General features: G+C 67.4%; 19 protein-coding genes. 8 read left to right on the top strand and 11 right to left on the bottom strand.

The features are described from left to right. Positions 1–14 precede the first annotated feature (14 nt). Together dacB and DKT77_RS07400 are read right to left on the bottom strand one after the other, a co-directional pair. A complete protein-coding gene (dacB, locus tag DKT77_RS07405; RefSeq protein ID WP_109811077.1) occupies positions 15–1511 on the bottom strand; it encodes a D-alanyl-D-alanine carboxypeptidase/D-alanyl-D-alanine endopeptidase in 1497 nt (498 codons plus the stop codon). 102 nt (positions 1512–1613) lie between these two features. After that, positions 1614–2216 (bottom strand): nicotinate-nucleotide adenylyltransferase, encoded by a 603-nt coding sequence (locus DKT77_RS07400; protein WP_109811076.1) that lies wholly within the window; start codon positions 2214–2216, stop codon positions 1614–1616. Between the two features lie 195 nt (positions 2217–2411). Between DKT77_RS07400 and ggt the strand changes: the two genes are divergently transcribed. Both ggt and DKT77_RS07390 read left to right on the top strand, forming a co-directional pair. Beyond that, entirely contained in the window at positions 2412–4181 is a 1770-nt protein-coding gene (gene ggt / locus DKT77_RS07395; protein ID WP_109811075.1) for a gamma-glutamyltransferase, read from the top strand. A 140-nt stretch (positions 4182–4321) separates the two neighbouring features. After that, a complete protein-coding gene (locus DKT77_RS07390) occupies positions 4322–4645 on the top strand; it encodes a hypothetical protein (RefSeq protein ID WP_109811074.1) in 324 nt (107 codons plus the stop codon). Between the two features lie 52 nt (positions 4646–4697). On the opposite strand, the gene mgrA is transcribed toward DKT77_RS07390, so the two are convergent. From mgrA to DKT77_RS07375, 3 genes are all read right to left on the bottom strand, one after another. Next, positions 4698–5729, bottom strand: coding sequence for an L-glyceraldehyde 3-phosphate reductase (gene mgrA, locus DKT77_RS07385; RefSeq protein ID WP_109811073.1), 1032 nt, complete (start codon positions 5727–5729; stop codon positions 4698–4700). A gap of 59 nt (positions 5730–5788) precedes the next feature. Beyond that, on the bottom strand, positions 5789–6466 hold the full coding sequence (locus tag DKT77_RS07380; protein WP_109811072.1) for a Crp/Fnr family transcriptional regulator: 678 nt from the start codon (positions 6464–6466) through the stop codon (positions 5789–5791). A gap of 173 nt (positions 6467–6639) precedes the next feature. After that, the gene (locus DKT77_RS07375; RefSeq protein ID WP_109811071.1) at positions 6640–7890 is read right to left on the bottom strand and encodes a hypothetical protein; all 1251 of its coding nucleotides are present in this window, start codon (positions 7888–7890) and stop codon (positions 6640–6642) included. Between the two features lie 204 nt (positions 7891–8094). On the opposite strand from DKT77_RS07375, the gene ettA reads away from it, so the two are divergent. Then, complete coding sequence (gene ettA / locus DKT77_RS07370; protein WP_109811070.1) at positions 8095–9750, top strand: energy-dependent translational throttle protein EttA; 1656 nt, start codon at positions 8095–8097, stop codon at positions 9748–9750. Between the two features lie 133 nt (positions 9751–9883). Further along, positions 9884–10321 carry a cupin domain-containing protein gene (locus DKT77_RS07365; protein WP_109811069.1) on the top strand — a complete coding sequence of 146 codons (438 nt, stop codon included), beginning with the start codon at positions 9884–9886 and terminating at the stop codon, positions 10319–10321. A gap of 6 nt (positions 10322–10327) precedes the next feature. Here the strand turns inward: DKT77_RS07365 and DKT77_RS07360 are convergent, their stop codons facing one another. The 3 genes from DKT77_RS07360 to DKT77_RS07350 form a co-directional block, all read right to left on the bottom strand. After that, positions 10328–10804, bottom strand: coding sequence for a DUF2938 family protein (locus DKT77_RS07360; protein ID WP_109811068.1), 477 nt, complete (start codon positions 10802–10804; stop codon positions 10328–10330). Positions 10805–10866: 62 nt separating this feature from the next. Further along, positions 10867–11109, bottom strand: coding sequence for a DUF6868 family protein (locus DKT77_RS07355; protein WP_109811067.1), 243 nt, complete (start codon positions 11107–11109; stop codon positions 10867–10869). A 28-nt stretch (positions 11110–11137) separates the two neighbouring features. After that, on the bottom strand, positions 11138–11641 hold the full coding sequence (locus DKT77_RS07350; protein WP_238547740.1) for a thioredoxin family protein: 504 nt from the start codon (positions 11639–11641) through the stop codon (positions 11138–11140). 220 nt (positions 11642–11861) lie between these two features. Between DKT77_RS07350 and DKT77_RS07345 the strand changes: the two genes are divergently transcribed. After that, positions 11862–12068 carry a cold-shock protein gene (locus DKT77_RS07345; RefSeq protein ID WP_109811065.1) on the top strand — a complete coding sequence of 69 codons (207 nt, stop codon included), beginning with the start codon at positions 11862–11864 and terminating at the stop codon, positions 12066–12068. Positions 12069–12167: 99 nt separating this feature from the next. On the opposite strand, the gene DKT77_RS07340 is transcribed toward DKT77_RS07345, so the two are convergent. Then, positions 12168–12572 carry a DUF4168 domain-containing protein gene (locus tag DKT77_RS07340; protein WP_238547739.1) on the bottom strand — a complete coding sequence of 135 codons (405 nt, stop codon included), beginning with the start codon at positions 12570–12572 and terminating at the stop codon, positions 12168–12170. 279 nt (positions 12573–12851) lie between these two features. Here DKT77_RS07340 and DKT77_RS07335 point away from each other — a divergent pair, with 279 nt between their 5' ends. Then, on the top strand, positions 12852–13058 hold the full coding sequence (locus DKT77_RS07335; protein ID WP_109811063.1) for a cold-shock protein: 207 nt from the start codon (positions 12852–12854) through the stop codon (positions 13056–13058). 36 nt (positions 13059–13094) lie between these two features. On the opposite strand, the gene DKT77_RS07330 is transcribed toward DKT77_RS07335, so the two are convergent. Next, entirely contained in the window at positions 13095–13970 is an 876-nt protein-coding gene (locus tag DKT77_RS07330; protein ID WP_109811062.1) for a helix-turn-helix domain-containing protein, read from the bottom strand. 130 nt (positions 13971–14100) lie between these two features. Between DKT77_RS07330 and DKT77_RS07325 the strand changes: the two genes are divergently transcribed. Then, positions 14101–14301, top strand: a complete 201-nt coding sequence (locus tag DKT77_RS07325; protein ID WP_109811061.1) for a DUF2061 domain-containing protein — start codon at positions 14101–14103, stop codon at positions 14299–14301. Positions 14302–14307: 6 nt separating this feature from the next. Here DKT77_RS07325 and parA read toward each other — a convergent pair whose 3' ends face one another. Continuing rightward, positions 14308–14943: a ParA family partition ATPase gene (gene parA, locus DKT77_RS07320; protein ID WP_109811060.1), complete on the bottom strand. Its 636-nt coding sequence runs from the start codon at positions 14941–14943 to the stop codon at positions 14308–14310. Between the two features lie 164 nt (positions 14944–15107). On the opposite strand from parA, the gene DKT77_RS07315 reads away from it, so the two are divergent. After that, complete coding sequence (locus DKT77_RS07315) at positions 15108–16268, top strand: amidohydrolase family protein (RefSeq protein ID WP_109811059.1); 1161 nt, start codon at positions 15108–15110, stop codon at positions 16266–16268. Positions 16269–16325 lie beyond the last annotated feature (57 nt).

The following is a 16325-nucleotide window of genomic DNA, read 5'->3' as shown; positions in this document are numbered from 1 at the left end:
GATGCCCCTCTGCGTCAGGCATAGCGCGCCCAAAGCTGGACCAGGTCGAACTGCATCGCGCGCGATCGCCGGGTCCAGGTGCGCGTGCCCGGAGGGTTCTCCTCCCCGCCAGGCGGGATCGCCGCGCGTCGCGCCAGATCGGCGGTCAGGATCGCAAAAACCAGCGGCGGGCCGCCCTCCGGACGGATGTGGCCGCACAGCGCGCTGACGAAGTTCAGCGTCCCGGTCTTTGCGAACAGTTGCAGCGGGGCACGGGTGCCATCCTCGCGCTTCAACGGAATGTCCTTCATCGCGCGGCGCAGCGCCCCATCCGGGCCGAGGCGGGCCAGCGCCGCGGCCATGTCCCTCGCCGTGACGCGCGAGGTATCCCCCAGTCCGGAATGATCGACGAACCGGCTTTCGGTCATGCCAAGTGCCTGCGGTCCCGACGCCCAGCCCGACATCGCCGCGCCCGAAGCGGCAAGCGTACCCGGCGCACGCCCGAGCAAAGCCTTGGTCGCGCTCATTCCGATCGCCTCGGCGGTCAGGTTGGTGGAGTATTTCAGCATCCCCGCCGCGACCTCCGACAGCGGCGGGCCGTAAAGCGAGGCAAGCACCAGCCCCTGGGGCGGCGCGCTTCGCTCCTGCGCCACGGGCAAAGCGATGCCCTGCGCCCGGGCAAGCGTGCGGAACACGTCGCCGGCATAAAGTGCACTGTTGCGGACCGGCAGCCAGCGCGTGCCGCCGCCACCCAGCCCGCTGCGCGCCACCGACCAGCTTTCACGGCCGGTATCGGCATCCATCGACAAGGCGAACAGCGGAGCGCTGCGCCCGGCGACCTGCATCCGCGAATGGGTGACCTGCGGGGTGTACCCGCCCCCGCGCGCGTCCATGCTTACGGAATAATCCGCACCGGCGCGGCGCCATTCGAAATGCACGCGGTTGTAGTTCAGGTTGAGTCCTGACACCGACGGGTTGTAGCCCAAGTGATCCGGCTGGCCGGGGTCGATTTCCTCCACGCGGGGCAGCGCGCCGCCCCAGACCTCGAACCGCCCGGTCACGGCGCGCAGCCCGGCGGCCTTCAGTGTCGCGCACAGCTCGGCCAGATCTCCGGTGGCAAGGCCCGGCGCCCCGCCCCCGGCGAGGATCAGGTCGCCCTGCAGCACCCCGTCGCGAACTGGCGCGGTCCCGATCACCTGCGTTTCGAACCTGTGGCCGATCCCCAAAAGGTCGAAGCCGTAGGCCGCGGTAATCGCCTTGGCGGTGCTGGCGGGCGGCAGGGCGAGGTCCTGCTGGTAGGCGAAGCGGATCGCTCCGGTGTTGGCATCCGCCAGCACGCAGGCGACATCGCCGCTCAGACCCGCCTCAGCGATGCGGCCCAGCGTGACCGACCCGAGGTCAGGCGGAAGCGGCGGCGGCGGGCGCAGTCTGGGGCGCGGGGATTGGGTGACATTCGCCAGCGCCGGGCCAATAGCGGCATTTGCCGCGGCCCCGGACAGGCCGGCCAGAAGGAGGCGTCGGGTGACGATCATGACGTCACATAGCCACGGGCACCATGGCGGGACAAGGCGGATTTCCGCCGCCCCGTGCGGCCGTTCACGGCACCGTGAACGGGGGCGCGCCCACTGTGCCGGTCAGCGGACCCAGTCGCCCCGTTCGCGAATCGCGGTGGAGGACAGATCAACCTGCGGGCCGCGCAGGTAGCACCACGCCGGGGCGATCGCGCCGCCAAGGGCATGAGCCTGCCCCGCCCGAAGCCGCGCCCCACGGAAAAGCCGCGCCGCCCGTGTCAGGCGCGCGGACAACCCGTCGCCGGGGCGCGCCACCACGCCCACCGGCACCTGCGCGAAGATCGTCGGCCAGCGTTCCCAGCGATGGACCGTGGCTAGGTTATCTGCCCCCATCAGCCAGCTGAACCGCACGCCGGGGTAAAGCGCGATCAACGCCTCAAGCGTGTCGGCGGTCACCACGGTGCCAAGTCGCGCCTCGGCATCGGTGACTGTGACGCGCGGGTGGTCCATCACTGCGCGCGCGGCAGCCATTCGGGTCGCCAGCGGCGCGGGCCCCTCGGCCTTGAGAGGGTTGCCCGGACTGACCAACCACCACACGCGGTCCAGCCCGAAACCGCGCAGCGCGGCGCGTGTGACATGGACGTGGCCCGCGTGGGGCGGGTCGAACGAACCGCCCAGCAGGCCGATCCGCTGGCCCGCGCGGGCGTGTGGGAATCCCTGTCTCACGCTACCGTCCGGCCTGGTGTGTGGCCGGTTCCCCGGCGGGCTGTTTGGGATGCGCGCCGCATCGCCTGCTCCTTGTCGTGCCCTGCCGCTAGACCATGACGGGGAAGCCTTCGCAACCCGCCAGCACCGGGTGGACATCACCCGGCACCGCCCCCATGCTGGACAAAAACACGTTCTGATTGAAGGGAGATCGCCATGAGACATGTCACTGGACTGATCGGCCGGGCCACGGCGCTGGCGCTGCTGGTCCTGCCTGCACAAGCGCAGCAGGCCGCCGATGCCGTCGCGCCCGAAGCCGCAGCGACCGCCGCGCGGGACAGCAAGGCGCAGGGCAGCCCGGTCGCAGCACGCGACTGGATGGTCGCCGCCGCGAACCCGCTGGCCGTGCAGGCCGGCGCGCGGGTGCTGGCCGAAGGCGGCAGCGCCGCTGATGCGATGGTCGCCGTGCAAGCGGTGCTGGGGCTGGTGGAGCCGCAATCTTCCGGGCTGGGCGGCGGCGCCTTCCTGGTGTGGTACGACGCCGCCACGGGCGAGATCACCACGCTCGACGGCCGCGAGACGGCGCCGCTGGCCGCCACACCGACGCTGTTCCAGGATGCGGCAGGCGAAACGCTGGGCTTTTGGGACGCGGTGGTCGGCGGGCTGTCGGTGGGCACACCCGGCACGCCCGCGCTGATGGAAACCGCCCATCGCCGCTGGGGCCGGGCCAACTGGGGCGGACTGTTCGACGAGGCCATCGCGCTTGCCGAGGACGGGTTCGCCGTCTCGCCCCGGCTGGCGGCACTGGTCGCGGACGATGCCGAAAAGCTGGGACGCTTCCCTGCAACGGCCGCGTATTTCCTTCCCGGCGACACCCCGATCACGGAAGGCAGCACGCTGCGCAACCCGGCCTATGCCGAAACGTTGCGCAGGCTGGCCACGGACGGCAGCCGCGCCATCTATAGCGGCGAGATCGCCGAGGGCATCGTCAACACCGTCCGCAGCGCCGAGGGCAACCCAGGCCTTCTGTCGCTGACGGACCTGTCGCTTTACACCGTGATAGAGCGGCCTGCGGTCTGCGCACCCTACCGCGCCCACGAGGTCTGCGGGATGGGCCCGCCATCCTCCGGGGCGCTGACCGTTGGCCAGATCCTCGGGATGCTGGATCACTACGACCTCGCGGCGCTTGGGCCGGACAGCGCGGAAGCCTGGCGCCTGATCGGCGATGCCTCCCGGCTCGCGTTCGCGGACCGGGGCCGCTACATGGCTGACAGCGATTTCGTGCCAGTGCCGACGGCAGGACTGCTGGACCCGGACTACCTTGCGGGCCGGGCGGAACTGCTGGCAGGCGATGACGCGCTGCCCGAGGTGTCCCCCGGCACCCCCGAATTCGACCACGCCCTGCACTGGGCCGACAACGTGGACATCTCGCTGCCATCCACCTCGCATATCTCCATCGTGGACGCGCGGGGCAACGCGCTTTCGATGACGACCACGATCGAGAACGGCTTCGGATCCCGGCTGATGGCGCCGGGCGGGTTCCTGCTGAACAACGAGCTGACCGATTTCAGCTTCGCCAGCCATGACGGCGGCGTGCCGATCGCCAACGCGGTCGCGCCCGGCAAGCGGCCGCGGTCCTCCATGGCGCCGACCATCGTGCTCAAGGACGGCGCGCCGGTGCTGGTGATCGGAAGCCCGGGCGGGTCGCGCATCATCGGCTATGTCGCGCAGGCCATCATCGCGCATCTCGACTGGGGCATGGACGTGCAGCAGGCGGTCAGCGCAGGCCACGTGGTGAACCGGTTCGGCACGATGGACCTTGAGGCCGGAACGGGTGCGGAGGCGCTTGCAGGGCCCCTCGCCGAACTGGGCTTCGAGGTGAACACCCGCGATTTGACATCGGGGCTGCATGCCATCGCCGTCATGCCGGACGGCCTTCGAGGCGGCGCCGACCCCCGCCGCGAGGGGATCGCATTGGGACAGTAATCCCAAGCTATTGTCCATCAGGGGGGTCCGGTTTTCCGGACCTTCCGCAATTGTCCCGCAAAACGTGATTAACCGCACAGAATCCGCCGGTCAGCGCGACTAGGGTGATCGCATCGAAACGATCACCGAGGAGCCATCAGATGACCAACTTTCGGAGGTTCAACAACATCTCCGCCACCATCGCGGCCACCGCCCCGGTCTTGGCGTTCATCGCTGGCCTGACTGCCGTGCACCTGATGTCGCTTGGAAGCGCCGGGCTGCAGGGCGACACGGCCGAGGCAACCCCTCATCGAGGCGGCGCAAGCCACGTGACGGGGACGTTGGCCCTGCGGACCCCGCCCATGCCCGGTGACATGCAGAACGTCACCCGCCGCGGCGGACGCCTGCCCGCAGCCTACGCCCACAACGTGATGCCTGACGGCCCGACCAACAACGAAAAGGCCCGCGCAACCGCGCGCCAGTGATGCCCTTCGCGGCGTGCCCGGCCGGGCAGCGGTGGCCCGGCCGCACTGCGGCTCAGACGCCTTCCGAAGAGCGCGCCCAGAGGTTGATGTCTTCCTCGGTGGCCAGCGCGTCGATCTTGCCGAGTTCCTCTGACGTAAAGTCCATGTTGGCCACCACACCGGCGCAATCGACCACCTGCGATGCCCGCGACGCGCCGATCAGCGCGGTGGTGATCCCGCCATCGCGCAGCACCCACGCCAGCGCCATCTGTGCAAGCGTCTGACCGCGCGCCTCCGCGATGGCGTTCAGGCCGCGGATCTTCTCCAGCGCGGCGTCCGAGATCCGGTCCTGCGCCAGCGACTTGCCCTGCACCGCCCGGCTGTCTTCGGGCACCCCGCGCAAGTACTTGTTGGTCAGCATGCCCTGCGCCAGTGGCGTGAAGGCAATGGACCCGATGCCAAGCTCGCTCAAGGTGTCCTTCAGGCCGTCCCGTTCGACCCAGCGGTTCAGCATGTTGTAGCTCGGCTGATGGATCAGACAGGGCGTGCCGAGATCCTTCAGGATCGCCACCGCCTCTCGGGTGCGTTGGCTGTTGTAACTGGAAATGCCGACATAGAGCGCGCGGCCGGACCGAACGATATGATCGAGCGCGCCCATCGTCTCCTCCAGAGGTGTGTCAGGGTCGAAGCGGTGCGAATAGAAGATGTCGACATAGTCGAGCCCCATACGCTTCAGCGACTGGTCGCACGACGCGATCAGGTACTTGCGGCTGCCCCATTCGCCGTAGGGGCCGGGCCACATGTCGTAGCCCGCCTTGGAACTGATGATCAGCTCGTCCCGGTGCCCCGCGAAATCGGTGCGCAGGATATCGCCGAACGCCGTTTCCGCGCTGCCACCGGGCGGGCCGTAATTATTCGCCAGGTCGAAATGCGTGATACCCCTGTCGAAGGCCGCGCGGCAGATCTCGCGCTTGGTCTGGTGCGGGGTGTCTTCGCCGAAATTGTGCCACAGGCCCAGCGAAACGACCGGCAGCTGCAGCCCGGACCGCCCGCACCGGCGGTAGATCATCTGTTCGTAGCGGTCTTCGGCGGGGGAATAGGTCATGTGGGCTACCCTGTCTCTTGCTGCGTTTTCCGCACATGTTCCGCCGTTCGCGCGGGATGTCAAACAGGCCCCTTCAGGCCAGCCTCCAGCCCGGCGGCGTCCAGCACCACGATACGGCGACGCCCGCTGTCGAGGAACCCCATCCGCCCAAAGCGCGAAATGACCCGGCTGACCGCCTCGCGGTTGGCGCCCACATTGGCGGCAATGGTACTGTGGCTGGGGGCCGGGTCCAGCGCACCGCCATCATGCAGTGCGCAATGTTCGATCAGCAACCGGATCAGGAACAGCCGCACCCGCGTTTCCACGTCGTGCACCGCCATCTCGAAATAGCGGTCGGAAAGCTCACGGGTGTTTCCGGCAAGTTCGGACAGAAGGTTCCGCATGGCCTGCGGGGTCTTCATCAGCCACGCCTCGAAGTCCTGCAACGGCAGCGCGCCGACTTCGACCGGCCCGTCGGCGCGCACAGTGCGTACACGCGATCCGCCGTCAAGCGCACCGAGTTCGCCGAACACCCGGCCCGGGCCGATCCGGTCGATCACGATGTCCTTGCCGCTGCGCGACTGCACCAGCCCGAGGCAAGCCCCGGTCAGAAGGACGAAGACATCATGGCCGGGGGTGCCCCGCCGGGACACCACGCTGCGATCCGGCAATTTGCGCAGGTCCAGCATCTGTTCGAATGTCATCACGTCGTGCGGGTCCAGCCCCGACAGAAGGGGTATCAGGTCAGGCAAGTCCATAAAATATCAATTAGTCCAATCAGCTCTGTCCAATAAGTGCTCAGTCAACTCGCGGCGCGGCGAGGTTGTTCCCAGGACTTTACAAAAGATTAACACTGTCCGGCGGCACGCGACATTCCCCAGAAATGGCGGGGCGGCCGGACCGGGCTTGCAGGCGGGCAAAAACCGGTGCGTCAGCTCGATTCCGCCAACGTTCCGACGCGCGCGCCCCAGCACTGAAGGCTGCCCGGTGTCTGACGCAGTGACAGGTGCAACGTACCGGCTGCATCGAAATGCAGACGCCCAATCATGTCCGCAAATCCGCGCGGCAACGTGAATGGCCATATCCCTGCGCTCCGGGCCTCACCGGCCCCGAGCGCGGTCGGCATGTCAGGTCGCAGACCGATCCGCGCGCAAAGCGCCGCCTGTTCAGCCGCATCGAAGCAGCCGTGACAGGACAGAGTTAGGTCCGCACCTGCGACGAAAACCAGATGGCTCACATGGCGCGACAGCAGACCGCCCCGCCCGAAGAAGCTGCACCAGCGCCCGGTCGCGGACCAGTCGTCCCAAACCTCGCGGCACGGTCCGGCCCGGAAGGCGCGCTGCACGGTGGCAGGGTCGTACCACCCTTCGGGCTGGACCGTGACCACGCCGCGCGCGCCGATCCGCCCGACCACCGTGATCCGCGCAGCGGCGACCCGCTGATCCAGAATGTCGGACGTGTCCGTCTCAGATGCGTCGCGCCCAAGCAGCCCGGCCCGGCCAGGCGTGCCGCCCCCCACCCGCAATGCTCCTGCACCCGCACTGCACGGGGCTTCGCTGTCGTAGGAAATACAGGTGCCCTGAAGCGGAAACATCGCGCGCTGCAGAACGTCAGGACCAATACCATAGCCCGGCACGTGCCGCACCGCCCCCCGCGGGCTGACCTCAGTGCGGCGGAACCGAACCTGCCCGAATGCGTCGCGGGCCAGGCTGACCGCATCCTGCGCCGCCTCGTCGAAAAGCATGGTGGCCCGCCGCCGCCGGTCGGCCGCCAGTTGTGCCCGCACCCAAAGGCCGAACAGCAGCCGCTGCGGAGGGCCGGTGCGCGCGGCGTTGCGGAAGGACACCCAGGACGGATAGTCGTCGCCCAGGAACCCGCGCAAGCCACTTTCGGTTTCCGGCAGCAGCGCGTCCAGCAGGCGCCGGTACCCTTGCGAGAACCGCGGCGTGCTTCGCCCGGGAGGTGCAAGTGCCGCCACTTCCGTTGCAGGTGGCACCCGGTCGGCCAGCTGTGCCAGCCCGCGTTCGGTACGAGTCAACCCGGCGTCCAGCGCGCCTGTGAGAAGCTGGAAGTCATCGCCGTTCAGGTTCAGCGCCCGAACGACCGCACCGCGCCATCCGGCGTTCAGCGCATCGAGGCGGCGGCCCAGGCCCGGACCGCCAAGATCTAGCAATTGCGACACGATTTTCCCCTTCGTGCTGGCCTACGGCGGCGGCTCGCGCGCGCCTTGGCCCGATATCACATTCAAATGATGGCGGGCATTCTCGGGCTGCTCTGTGCGCTAGCGCGCATACGGCGAAAAACACCGTGGCGGCGGGGCGGTCTGGCAATTGCCCTTCGTGCGCGGCTCGGCTACCTCTGCGCGAAACCGCAGGAGGATCGCACAATGGCAGCCTATCAATACGTCTATCACATGGATGGAGTGTCGAAGACCTATCCCGGCGGCAAGAAATGCTTCGAGAATATCCGCCTGTCCTTCCTGCCCGGCGTGAAGATCGGCGTCGTCGGGGTCAACGGATCGGGCAAGTCGACGCTGATGCGGATCATGGCGGGCCAGGACACCGACTTCACCGGAGAGGCTTGGGCGGCCAAGGGCGCGCATGTCGGCTACCTGCCGCAGGAGCCCGAGCTTGATCCGGCACTGGACGTGCGCGGCAACGTGATGCTGGGGGTCGCGGCCAAGCAGGCCAAGCTCGACCGCTTCAACGAACTGGCGATGAACTACTCCGACGAAACCGCCGACGAGATGGCGCAGCTTCAGGACGAGATCGACAGCGAGAACCTGTGGGATCTGGACGCGCAGGTCGACGTTTCGATGGAGGCGCTGCGCTGCCCGCCCGACGATGCCGACGTGACCACCCTGTCGGGCGGCGAAAAGCGCCGGGTCGCGCTGTGCAAGCTGCTGCTCGAAGCGCCCGACATGCTGCTGCTGGACGAACCGACCAACCACCTCGATGCCGAAACCATCGCCTGGCTGCAACAGCACCTGATCGCCTACAAGGGCACCATCCTGATCGTCACCCACGACCGCTATTTCCTCGACGACATCACCGGCTGGATCCTCGAGTTGGACCGCGGGCGCGGCATCCCCTACGAAGGCAACTACTCGGCCTGGCTGGAACAGAAGGCCAAGCGCCTCAGCCAAGAAGCGCGCGAGGACAAGTCCCGCCAGCAGACGCTGGAGCGCGAACTGGAATGGATGCGGCAGGGTCAGAAGGCGCGGCAGGCCAAGCAGAAGGCCCGGATCAACGCCTATAACGAACTGGCCAACCAGTCCGAACGCGAGAAGCTGTCGCGCGCGCAGATCATCATCCCCAACGGTCCGCGCCTCGGCGCAAAGGTGATCGAGGCGGAGGGGCTGAAAAAGGCGATGGGCGACAAGCTGCTGATCGAGGATCTGACCTTCTCCCTGCCCCCCGGCGGCATCGTCGGCGTGATCGGCCCCAACGGCGCGGGCAAGACAACGCTGTTCCGCATGCTCACCGGGCAGGAACAGCCCGACGAAGGCAGCGTGACCTATGGCGAGACGGTAAAGCTGGCCTATGTAGATCAGTCCCGCGACGATCTGGACGCGAACGCCAATGTCTGGGAAGCGATCGCCGACGGGCAGGACATCATCAAGCTGGGCGATGCCGAGGTGAACGCGCGGGCCTATTGCTCCGCCTTCAACTTCAAGGGCGGCGACCAGCAGAAGAAGGTCGGCCTCCTGTCGGGCGGCGAACGCAACCGCGTCCACATGGCCCGCCTGCTGCGCGAGGGCGGCAACGTGCTGCTGCTCGACGAACCGACCAACGACCTGGACGTCGAAACGCTCCGCGCGCTGGAAGACGCATTGGTCGATTTCGCGGGTTGCGCCGTGGTGATCTCCCACGACCGGTTCTTCCTCGACCGCATCTGCACGCATATCCTTGCCTTCGAAGGCGACGCGCATGTGGAGTGGTTCGAGGGCAACTTCGCGGACTACGAAGAGGACAAGAAACGCCGCCTCGGGCCCGATGCGCTGGAGCCGAAGCGGATCAAGTACAAGAAATTTGGGCGGTAGCCTCTCATTCGTCCGAGGAGTTGAGCAAGCTTAGGGCGGGGAAAAACTCCACCGGCCCGCCCTGGACCTCCCGAAAACTCCGCGCACCCCACCTGCCCTTGCGCCCCGCGAGGGCACGCGTCATCGTGGCGGCATGACCAGCAAACAGACCGCCGCCGACATCATCGCCGCGCTGAACCTCGCCCCGCATCCCGAGGGCGGGCATTACCGGCAGACCTGGGTGGCCGACGCCGCACCGGGTGAACGCCCTGCGGGCACGGCGATCTATTTCTTGCTGAAGGCGGGGGAACGGTCGCACTGGCACACAGTCGACGCGGTGGAGATCTGGCATTTCCACGCCGGCGCGCCGCTCAAGCTGCACGTCGCCGCGACCGAACGCGGGCCGGTGGACTCCCAGATGCTGGGACCCGACATCGCGGCGGGGCATCGCCCGCAGGGCATTGTCCCCGCGCATCACTGGCAGGCGGCGGAAACCACCGGCGGCTGGAGCCTTGTCGGTTGCACCGTCTCGCCCGCGTTCCGCTTCGAAGGCTTCACGCTCGCCCCGCCGGACTTCGATATCCCGCGCTGAGCGCGTTCAGGCAACCGCCAGCGCCGCGACCCACATGCCAAGCCCGAATGCGGTATGCGCAAGAAGGCCCATCCCGCGCGCCAGCCAGGGCCGGTCCAGCCGCGCACCTGCCCAGCCAAGGCCCATGCCCGGCATCAGCAGGAACCATCCGGCGGCAATGGTGGCCAGCGCAAAGGCCCAGACCGGCAGAAAGGTCGGCGCAGCCAGCCAGCCAGCCCCGGCCAGAACCGCAAAGGCCACGCCATAGGCAACCCCGACACCGTAGTGGAGCGCCCAGCCCAGGCCGTTCTCGCCGCCGACGGGTCCAGCGGCGGCGATGTCATCGTGGAACACCCGGCCCCGCGCGAGGTGGCCCAGCCAGCGGCCGGGCATTGCCCAGTCCGGCCGGTCCTGAAGGCCGAGGCGATACAGGCCCTGCGCCCAGGCATCCATCGCGGCAGTGCCCGCCACGCCCATCAATATCCCCGTCGCCATCGGTCCCATTGCGGCCCCTTCTCTGCATGCCGGGGCAGGCTAGGCGGCGACGCGCGCAGTGTCCATGCGGATCAGCCCAGCATCAGAAGCGCCAGCCACGGCACGAGGTTGAGCATCACGATGGCGATCTTGTAGCGCGCCAGATAGTCCACGTAGATGCGCGGCCAGTCCGCGCGCGGGACACCCAAGAGCCGTTCGTGCATCGCGGCCATCGGTCCGCGCGCCCCGACGATCGCCAGCACCGCGAGCAGGTAGATGGCGATATTCACGGCGGTCATCCAGCCGAAGAAGGTGGTCACGTCCGCAAGTGTCATTGCCTCTTCCCTTTCGTCCACGTCTTGATCAGGTGCTCCGCGCAGCGCTGCCCACGACCCATTCGGCGATCAGGACGGACGGCTGAACGCCGATGTGACGGGCCTGTTCGCGCCCATCCCGGAACAACACTAGGGTCGGCATCGCCTGCACGCCATATCGGGCACACGCGCCGGGATGCGCCTCGGCATTCAGTTTTGCGAAGCGCATGTCGCCTTGAAAGCGGTTGGCCACGACCTGCAGTTCCGCGTCCATTTTGGCACAAGGCCCGCACCACGGAGCCCAGAACTCCACAATCAGCGGCAACATGTCCGTGCGCAGAGCGGCGGCAAGCCGGTCCGGCGTCGTCTCCTGCACCGCGGCCGGCGCCAGTAACTGCCCGCACCCACCGCATTGCGCGACCGCCGTAGGCCGGTCGGGCGGGAGCCGGTTGACCTGGCCACAATCAAGACAGAGAAGTTCACGGCGTGTCACGTGACCACCTATATTGGTATTCATTTTTTTGAATATAGTTTCGCGCGACTCGCGTTTCAACTCGCCCGCAAACCTGTCCCTGAGAACGTTGGATCCCGCGCCGAAGCACCCGTCGCGATATTCGCGTTTGCTACAGGCCCGAAAACCTGTCATAGGGAACTCGCGACGTTATTCTATCTCGACCCACTGTCTCCCTCATCCGGCGCTCAGTCTCGATTTCAGACCTACTACGCCGGGCCATCGCATACTGCGGGTGGCAACCAGACTGGAGATTACGGATATGGCCAAGGGCACCGTAAAGTGGTTCAACTCAACAAAAGGCTTCGGCTTCATTGCACCTGAAACTGGTGGCAAGGACGTCTTCGTTCACATTTCGGCAGTTGAGCGTGCTGGTCTCACCGGCCTCGCCGACAACCAGAAAGTGACGTTCGACGTCGAAGCAGGCCGTGACGGCCGCGAAAGCGCAGCGAACATCGAACTGGCCTGAGCCGGTTCCTCCGGCCCTGCCGGAGCCCAGACAGACGAAGGGGGCGCGCGATTTCGCACGCCCCCTTTTGCATGTTCCGGTCGTAACACCGGCGCGCTATCATCGGTTCTGCGGTGCCGCGCCTTGCTGCACGCGCTGAGCGATCTCGGTGATGCGCGCGGCCAGGGCCTCGTCGTCGGTCGCCGCTTCACCAATTTCCACGTAGGTGTCGACGCTCATGCCATCGACCTGCTCGACGGCGGCCTGCATCTCGGAACGGGCGTCTTCCGCGATGGCGCGCGCCTCCTCCTCATTCGCGGCGCCCTGCACGCGCGGCACATAGGCTTGGCGCACTGCACCGACTTCAAGCGCGGCCAGAACGAACCGTTCGAGCGTCGCGTCGTCGTAGCGATCCGCAGCTTCGGCCTGCGCGCTCTCTTGCGCCAGCGCGGCAAACGGGGCAACCCCGCCCGCAAGTGCGAGGGACAGACCGGCGGCGGCGGCGAACGCTTTGGAATAGGGCATGAAATCTCCTTCAGGGTTTCCGGAACACCCGGCAGAAACGCCGGGCATGCCACCGACCTGTGCCCAATGAGACGCCGTTTCAACCGCCGCGCCCCCCTACGATCCCGTGATTTCTGTGCCGAATGCTTGAAAAACACGGGAATCACTGTAATTTTGAGGATGCGACCGTTGCCGTTCTCGATCCCTGTCTCGCGCCCCGTGCCGTCAGTTCTATCGATCCGCTGACAGGCGCCACGCTGCCGCACTCCCGCGGGCAGACAACTGACAGGAGACTTCACGATGGCAACTGGCACCGTGAAATGGTTCAACACTACCAAGGGCTATGGGTTCATTGCACCCGATGAGGGTGGCAAGGACGTGTTCGTGCACATCTCTGCTGTTGAGCGGTCCGGCTTGACCGGTCTCGCTGACAACCAGAAAGTAACCTTCGACATCGAAGCCGGCCGCGACGGACGGTCGAGCGCGGTAAACCTGTCGCTCGCCTGAGCCACACCAAACGCCGGACAGCACTCAAGGGGCCGGTCAGGCCCCTTTTTCATGCGATGTCGTCCGCGGCAGAGCGGCGGACATCTCGCGCAGGGTTCGCGCCGCGTCACGGGCATCAACAACCGCTTCGCGCACAAGCCAGTCGAAATGTTCGGTCAGACGGCGCAGCCGCACGCCCTCACGAAAAGCGATGTGGAACCGCCCGACATAGATCACCGCCAGCAGCGGCCCGAACACGCTGACCGGCGCACTGAACACCTGCCGCGCATCGAACAGGAACAGCCGAAGCGCCGGGAAAAGCGCTTCACACTGCTCCGCCATGTGATCGAGCTGCGCGCGTCGCACCTCCAGCGGCAACCCCTCGTAATACCCGGCGCCTTGCGCGAAGGCCCGCAATTCGCCCAGCGGCAAGGCGATCTCGTAATCGCTGCCCGCCTCGTTCAGCCAGCCCAGCAGTCCCGCAGCGACCTCGACCGCGCGGTCCGCGGTCTGCGCATCCGCCGCTGCGTATTCCCACCGCAGCACCGCTTCGGTCTTCAGAAGGTCAGGTAGAGTGGCAGGCACGTGGCGAATCTTGTAGCCTCGTGCTTCGGCGTGCCATGCGACGATCTGGGCATCCGCCGTGCTGCGTTCGGCCCCGGTCAGGGTCAGAGCGGCGGCCAGCACATCGCCCGGTCGTTCGGGCCGGTCCGTCAGCCCCAGAAGCCAGTCCGCGCTGACCCCCAGCGCCTCGGCCAACTCGGCCACAAGCTGTCCTCCCGGCAGCCGCACCGCGCCGTCCTGAAGCACCTGCGCGATCGTGGATCTGTCGGCACCCACACGCCGCGCAAGCGCACTGCGCGTCACGCCGTCGCGCTGCATGACGTCGGAAAGTCTGGTGCGGAACAGCGCTGCCCGATCCTGTTTGTGCATTTTCCTCACCATCCGGGGCATTTCATCATCAATGATGTCACAAAGCGGACCAAATACGAAATTCCCCCCGAACACCAGTCGGACTAGACAGGCGAGCAACCGAACACCCCTGACAAGCGCGAGCCCGCCGATGGAAAGCCCCAAGCGCACCGTTGTGAAAGCCCTGACATGGCAGGCCCTGGGTCTGGTCGTGATGACCGCGATTGGCTTCGTCGTCACCGGGTCGGTAGGTGCGGGCGGGTCGATCGCGGTGACCGGCGCGCTGAGCGGGCTGTTGTTCTACGTGCTGCACGAGCGGGTCTGGGCCCGGATCGGTTGGGGTCGGGGCTGACGCTAGTCAGCCGTCCAAGACGCCGCCGATCTCGTCCAGAAGCGCCTGCACTTCCACGGCCGCAGGCCCGCGCGGGGCGCGTTCTGTCACGCCGGTCCCCTCGCCCATCACCTCGGCATAGATCACGCGGCTCGACAGTGCGGTGCGGGCCCGCGGCGCATCCAGACCGTCCAGCGCGCCACTCACCTCCGCCGTCAGCTTGGCCCGGCTCGACGCGCGGTTGAGCACCATCAGCACCGGACAGCCCACCCGCTGGGTCAATTCAAGGACCGACTCCGTCGCCCAGAGGTCCACATGGCTCGTCGCCACAGGCACCAGCACAAGGGCGCTCTCTCTCAGCGCCGGGCGCAAGTCGCTGTCGATCTTCGGCGGCGTGTCGATGATGACGAAATCGTGGTGTTTCTTCAGCTTCTCGCATTCATAGCCGACCCCCCAAGCGCTGGCGGTGGCGAACTCCAGCCCCGGATCGTCCATCGCGGCGCGGCGCGCCATGAACCAGCGCCCGAGCGAGCCTTGCGGATCGGTGTCCAGCACCGCCACCGTATGCCCCCGGCCCAGCAGCGCGATCGCAAGGTTCACCGCCAGCGTCGTCTTGCCGGACCCGCCCTTTTGCTGCGCCACCGTGATCGCCCTGCCCGCCATGCCTGCCCCCGTTCCTGCCTTCCCCGACGCTAGGCACGGGGCCGGTCGCGGTCCAGCGCCAATGACGGGGCGTTTCCGCATTCTTTCATGATTTCAATAGTCCCGTGTCACATGCTGGACACAGTTGGGACTTATCCACAACAAACCTGCAAGACGGAGTGTTCATGCCAGCCTACCTGCCCCCTCTGCGCCTGACCGGTGCCCTGTGCCTGCGCGATGGCCAGCTGCAGCAGAGGTCCATCGCACTGGCGCAGGGCAGGTTCACCACCGGCCCCTATCCGGCGATCGACCTGCCGGGGTACTACGTGCTGCCGGGGATGGTCGATCTGCATTCGGCAGGGTTTCGCCAGAACCTTGACAGCACGGGCAACGGGCTCCCGCGCATCGACAGAGAGGCGGCAGCGCATGGCGTGACCACCCGCAGCCTTGCCGTGCCATGGTCGTGGGAACGCGAAGGCGTCGCGCCCGAGGCGGCCATCGACTTCGCCCGTCGGCTCAGCGCGCACCGGACCGAGGCGCTGACAGACCTGCACCTTCAAATCGCCTGCGAAGCGCTGATGACCGACACGCAGGACGCCCTGCTCGACCTTGTGAAGGGCAACTGTGTGCGCCAGGTGATCTTCAGCAACCGCGCGCTGCAGATCCGTGACCTGCGTGCCAGCGACCCGGAAGCGTTCCAACGCTGGGCCTGGGCCAATGGCGGCACTGCGGACTCCCTGTCGGCCGCGCTCGACGCGGTGCTGCCCAACGCACCGTCGGTGCCGCGCGGCCTGTGCCGGTTGGCCGAGGTCTTCGACGCGGCGGGCATCCTCTACGGGTCGGATGGCGACGCTACGGCAGAGGTGCGCGAACACCATTCCATGATCGGGGCGCGCCTGTGCCTGAACCCCGGCACCGCCCGCGTGGCCGCAGCCGCACGCGCCGTGGGCGACCCGGTGCTGGCCTGCGCGGATGACGTGCTGCACCCGGCCGCCGGTCGGCCCGGGCCGCGCGTCGCCGCGCTGGTGCAGGCCGGGCTCTGCGACGCGCTGGTGTCGGGGCACCACGGCGCATCGCTGGTGCCCGCAGTGTTCCGGCTGGTGGAGCAGGGCGTGCTTCCACTGGAACGCGCCTGGCGGCTGGTGTCGGAACTGCCCGCGCGGATCGCGCGCCTGCCCGACCGCGGCGTTATCGCGCCGGGCAAGCGCGCGGATGTGACCATCGTGAACGCGAAGTCGCGGCTGGTCGAAGCAACCATCGCAGGCGGACGGCTGAGCTACCTCGCCGGAGAGGCCGCACAACGGTTCCTGCGACTCGACACGCTCCACGGACTCGCGGCGGAATAGACGACGCATACGCCACATGGGCGGTCGGCGTGCAGGCCCATGTCACGGGCAGACCCG

The organism is Meridianimarinicoccus roseus (assembly GCF_003172915.1).
In the GTDB taxonomy this organism is placed as follows: domain Bacteria; phylum Pseudomonadota; class Alphaproteobacteria; order Rhodobacterales; family Rhodobacteraceae; genus Meridianimarinicoccus; species Meridianimarinicoccus roseus.
This window is presented reverse-complemented; position numbering and strand designations above follow the sequence as displayed.

What these genes read in the sequence shown, in the direction of transcription:
- dacB (WP_109811077.1), bottom strand. Translation starts at nt 1,511, where the DNA reads ATGATCGTCACCCGACGCCTCCTTCTGGCCGGCCTGTCCGGGGCCGCG.
- ggt (WP_109811075.1), top strand. Translation starts at nt 2,412, where the DNA reads ATGAGACATGTCACTGGACTGATCGGCCGGGCCACGGCGCTGGCGCTG.
- DKT77_RS07390 (WP_109811074.1), top strand. Translation starts at nt 4,322, where the DNA reads ATGACCAACTTTCGGAGGTTCAACAACATCTCCGCCACCATCGCGGCC.
- mgrA (WP_109811073.1), bottom strand. Translation starts at nt 5,729, where the DNA reads ATGACCTATTCCCCCGCCGAAGACCGCTACGAACAGATGATCTACCGC.
- DKT77_RS07380 (WP_109811072.1), bottom strand. Translation starts at nt 6,466, where the DNA reads ATGGACTTGCCTGACCTGATACCCCTTCTGTCGGGGCTGGACCCGCAC.
- ettA (WP_109811070.1), top strand. Translation starts at nt 8,095, where the DNA reads ATGGCAGCCTATCAATACGTCTATCACATGGATGGAGTGTCGAAGACC.
- DKT77_RS07365 (WP_109811069.1), top strand. Translation starts at nt 9,884, where the DNA reads ATGACCAGCAAACAGACCGCCGCCGACATCATCGCCGCGCTGAACCTC.
- DKT77_RS07360 (WP_109811068.1), bottom strand. Translation starts at nt 10,804, where the DNA reads ATGGGACCGATGGCGACGGGGATATTGATGGGCGTGGCGGGCACTGCC.
- DKT77_RS07355 (WP_109811067.1), bottom strand. Translation starts at nt 11,109, where the DNA reads ATGACACTTGCGGACGTGACCACCTTCTTCGGCTGGATGACCGCCGTG.
- DKT77_RS07345 (WP_109811065.1), top strand. Translation starts at nt 11,862, where the DNA reads ATGGCCAAGGGCACCGTAAAGTGGTTCAACTCAACAAAAGGCTTCGGC.
- DKT77_RS07340 (WP_238547739.1), bottom strand. Translation starts at nt 12,572, where the DNA reads ATGCCCTATTCCAAAGCGTTCGCCGCCGCCGCCGGTCTGTCCCTCGCA.
- DKT77_RS07335 (WP_109811063.1), top strand. Translation starts at nt 12,852, where the DNA reads ATGGCAACTGGCACCGTGAAATGGTTCAACACTACCAAGGGCTATGGG.
- DKT77_RS07330 (WP_109811062.1), bottom strand. Translation starts at nt 13,970, where the DNA reads ATGCACAAACAGGATCGGGCAGCGCTGTTCCGCACCAGACTTTCCGAC.
- DKT77_RS07325 (WP_109811061.1), top strand. Translation starts at nt 14,101, where the DNA reads ATGGAAAGCCCCAAGCGCACCGTTGTGAAAGCCCTGACATGGCAGGCC.
- parA (WP_109811060.1), bottom strand. Translation starts at nt 14,943, where the DNA reads ATGGCGGGCAGGGCGATCACGGTGGCGCAGCAAAAGGGCGGGTCCGGC.
- DKT77_RS07315 (WP_109811059.1), top strand. Translation starts at nt 15,108, where the DNA reads ATGCCAGCCTACCTGCCCCCTCTGCGCCTGACCGGTGCCCTGTGCCTG.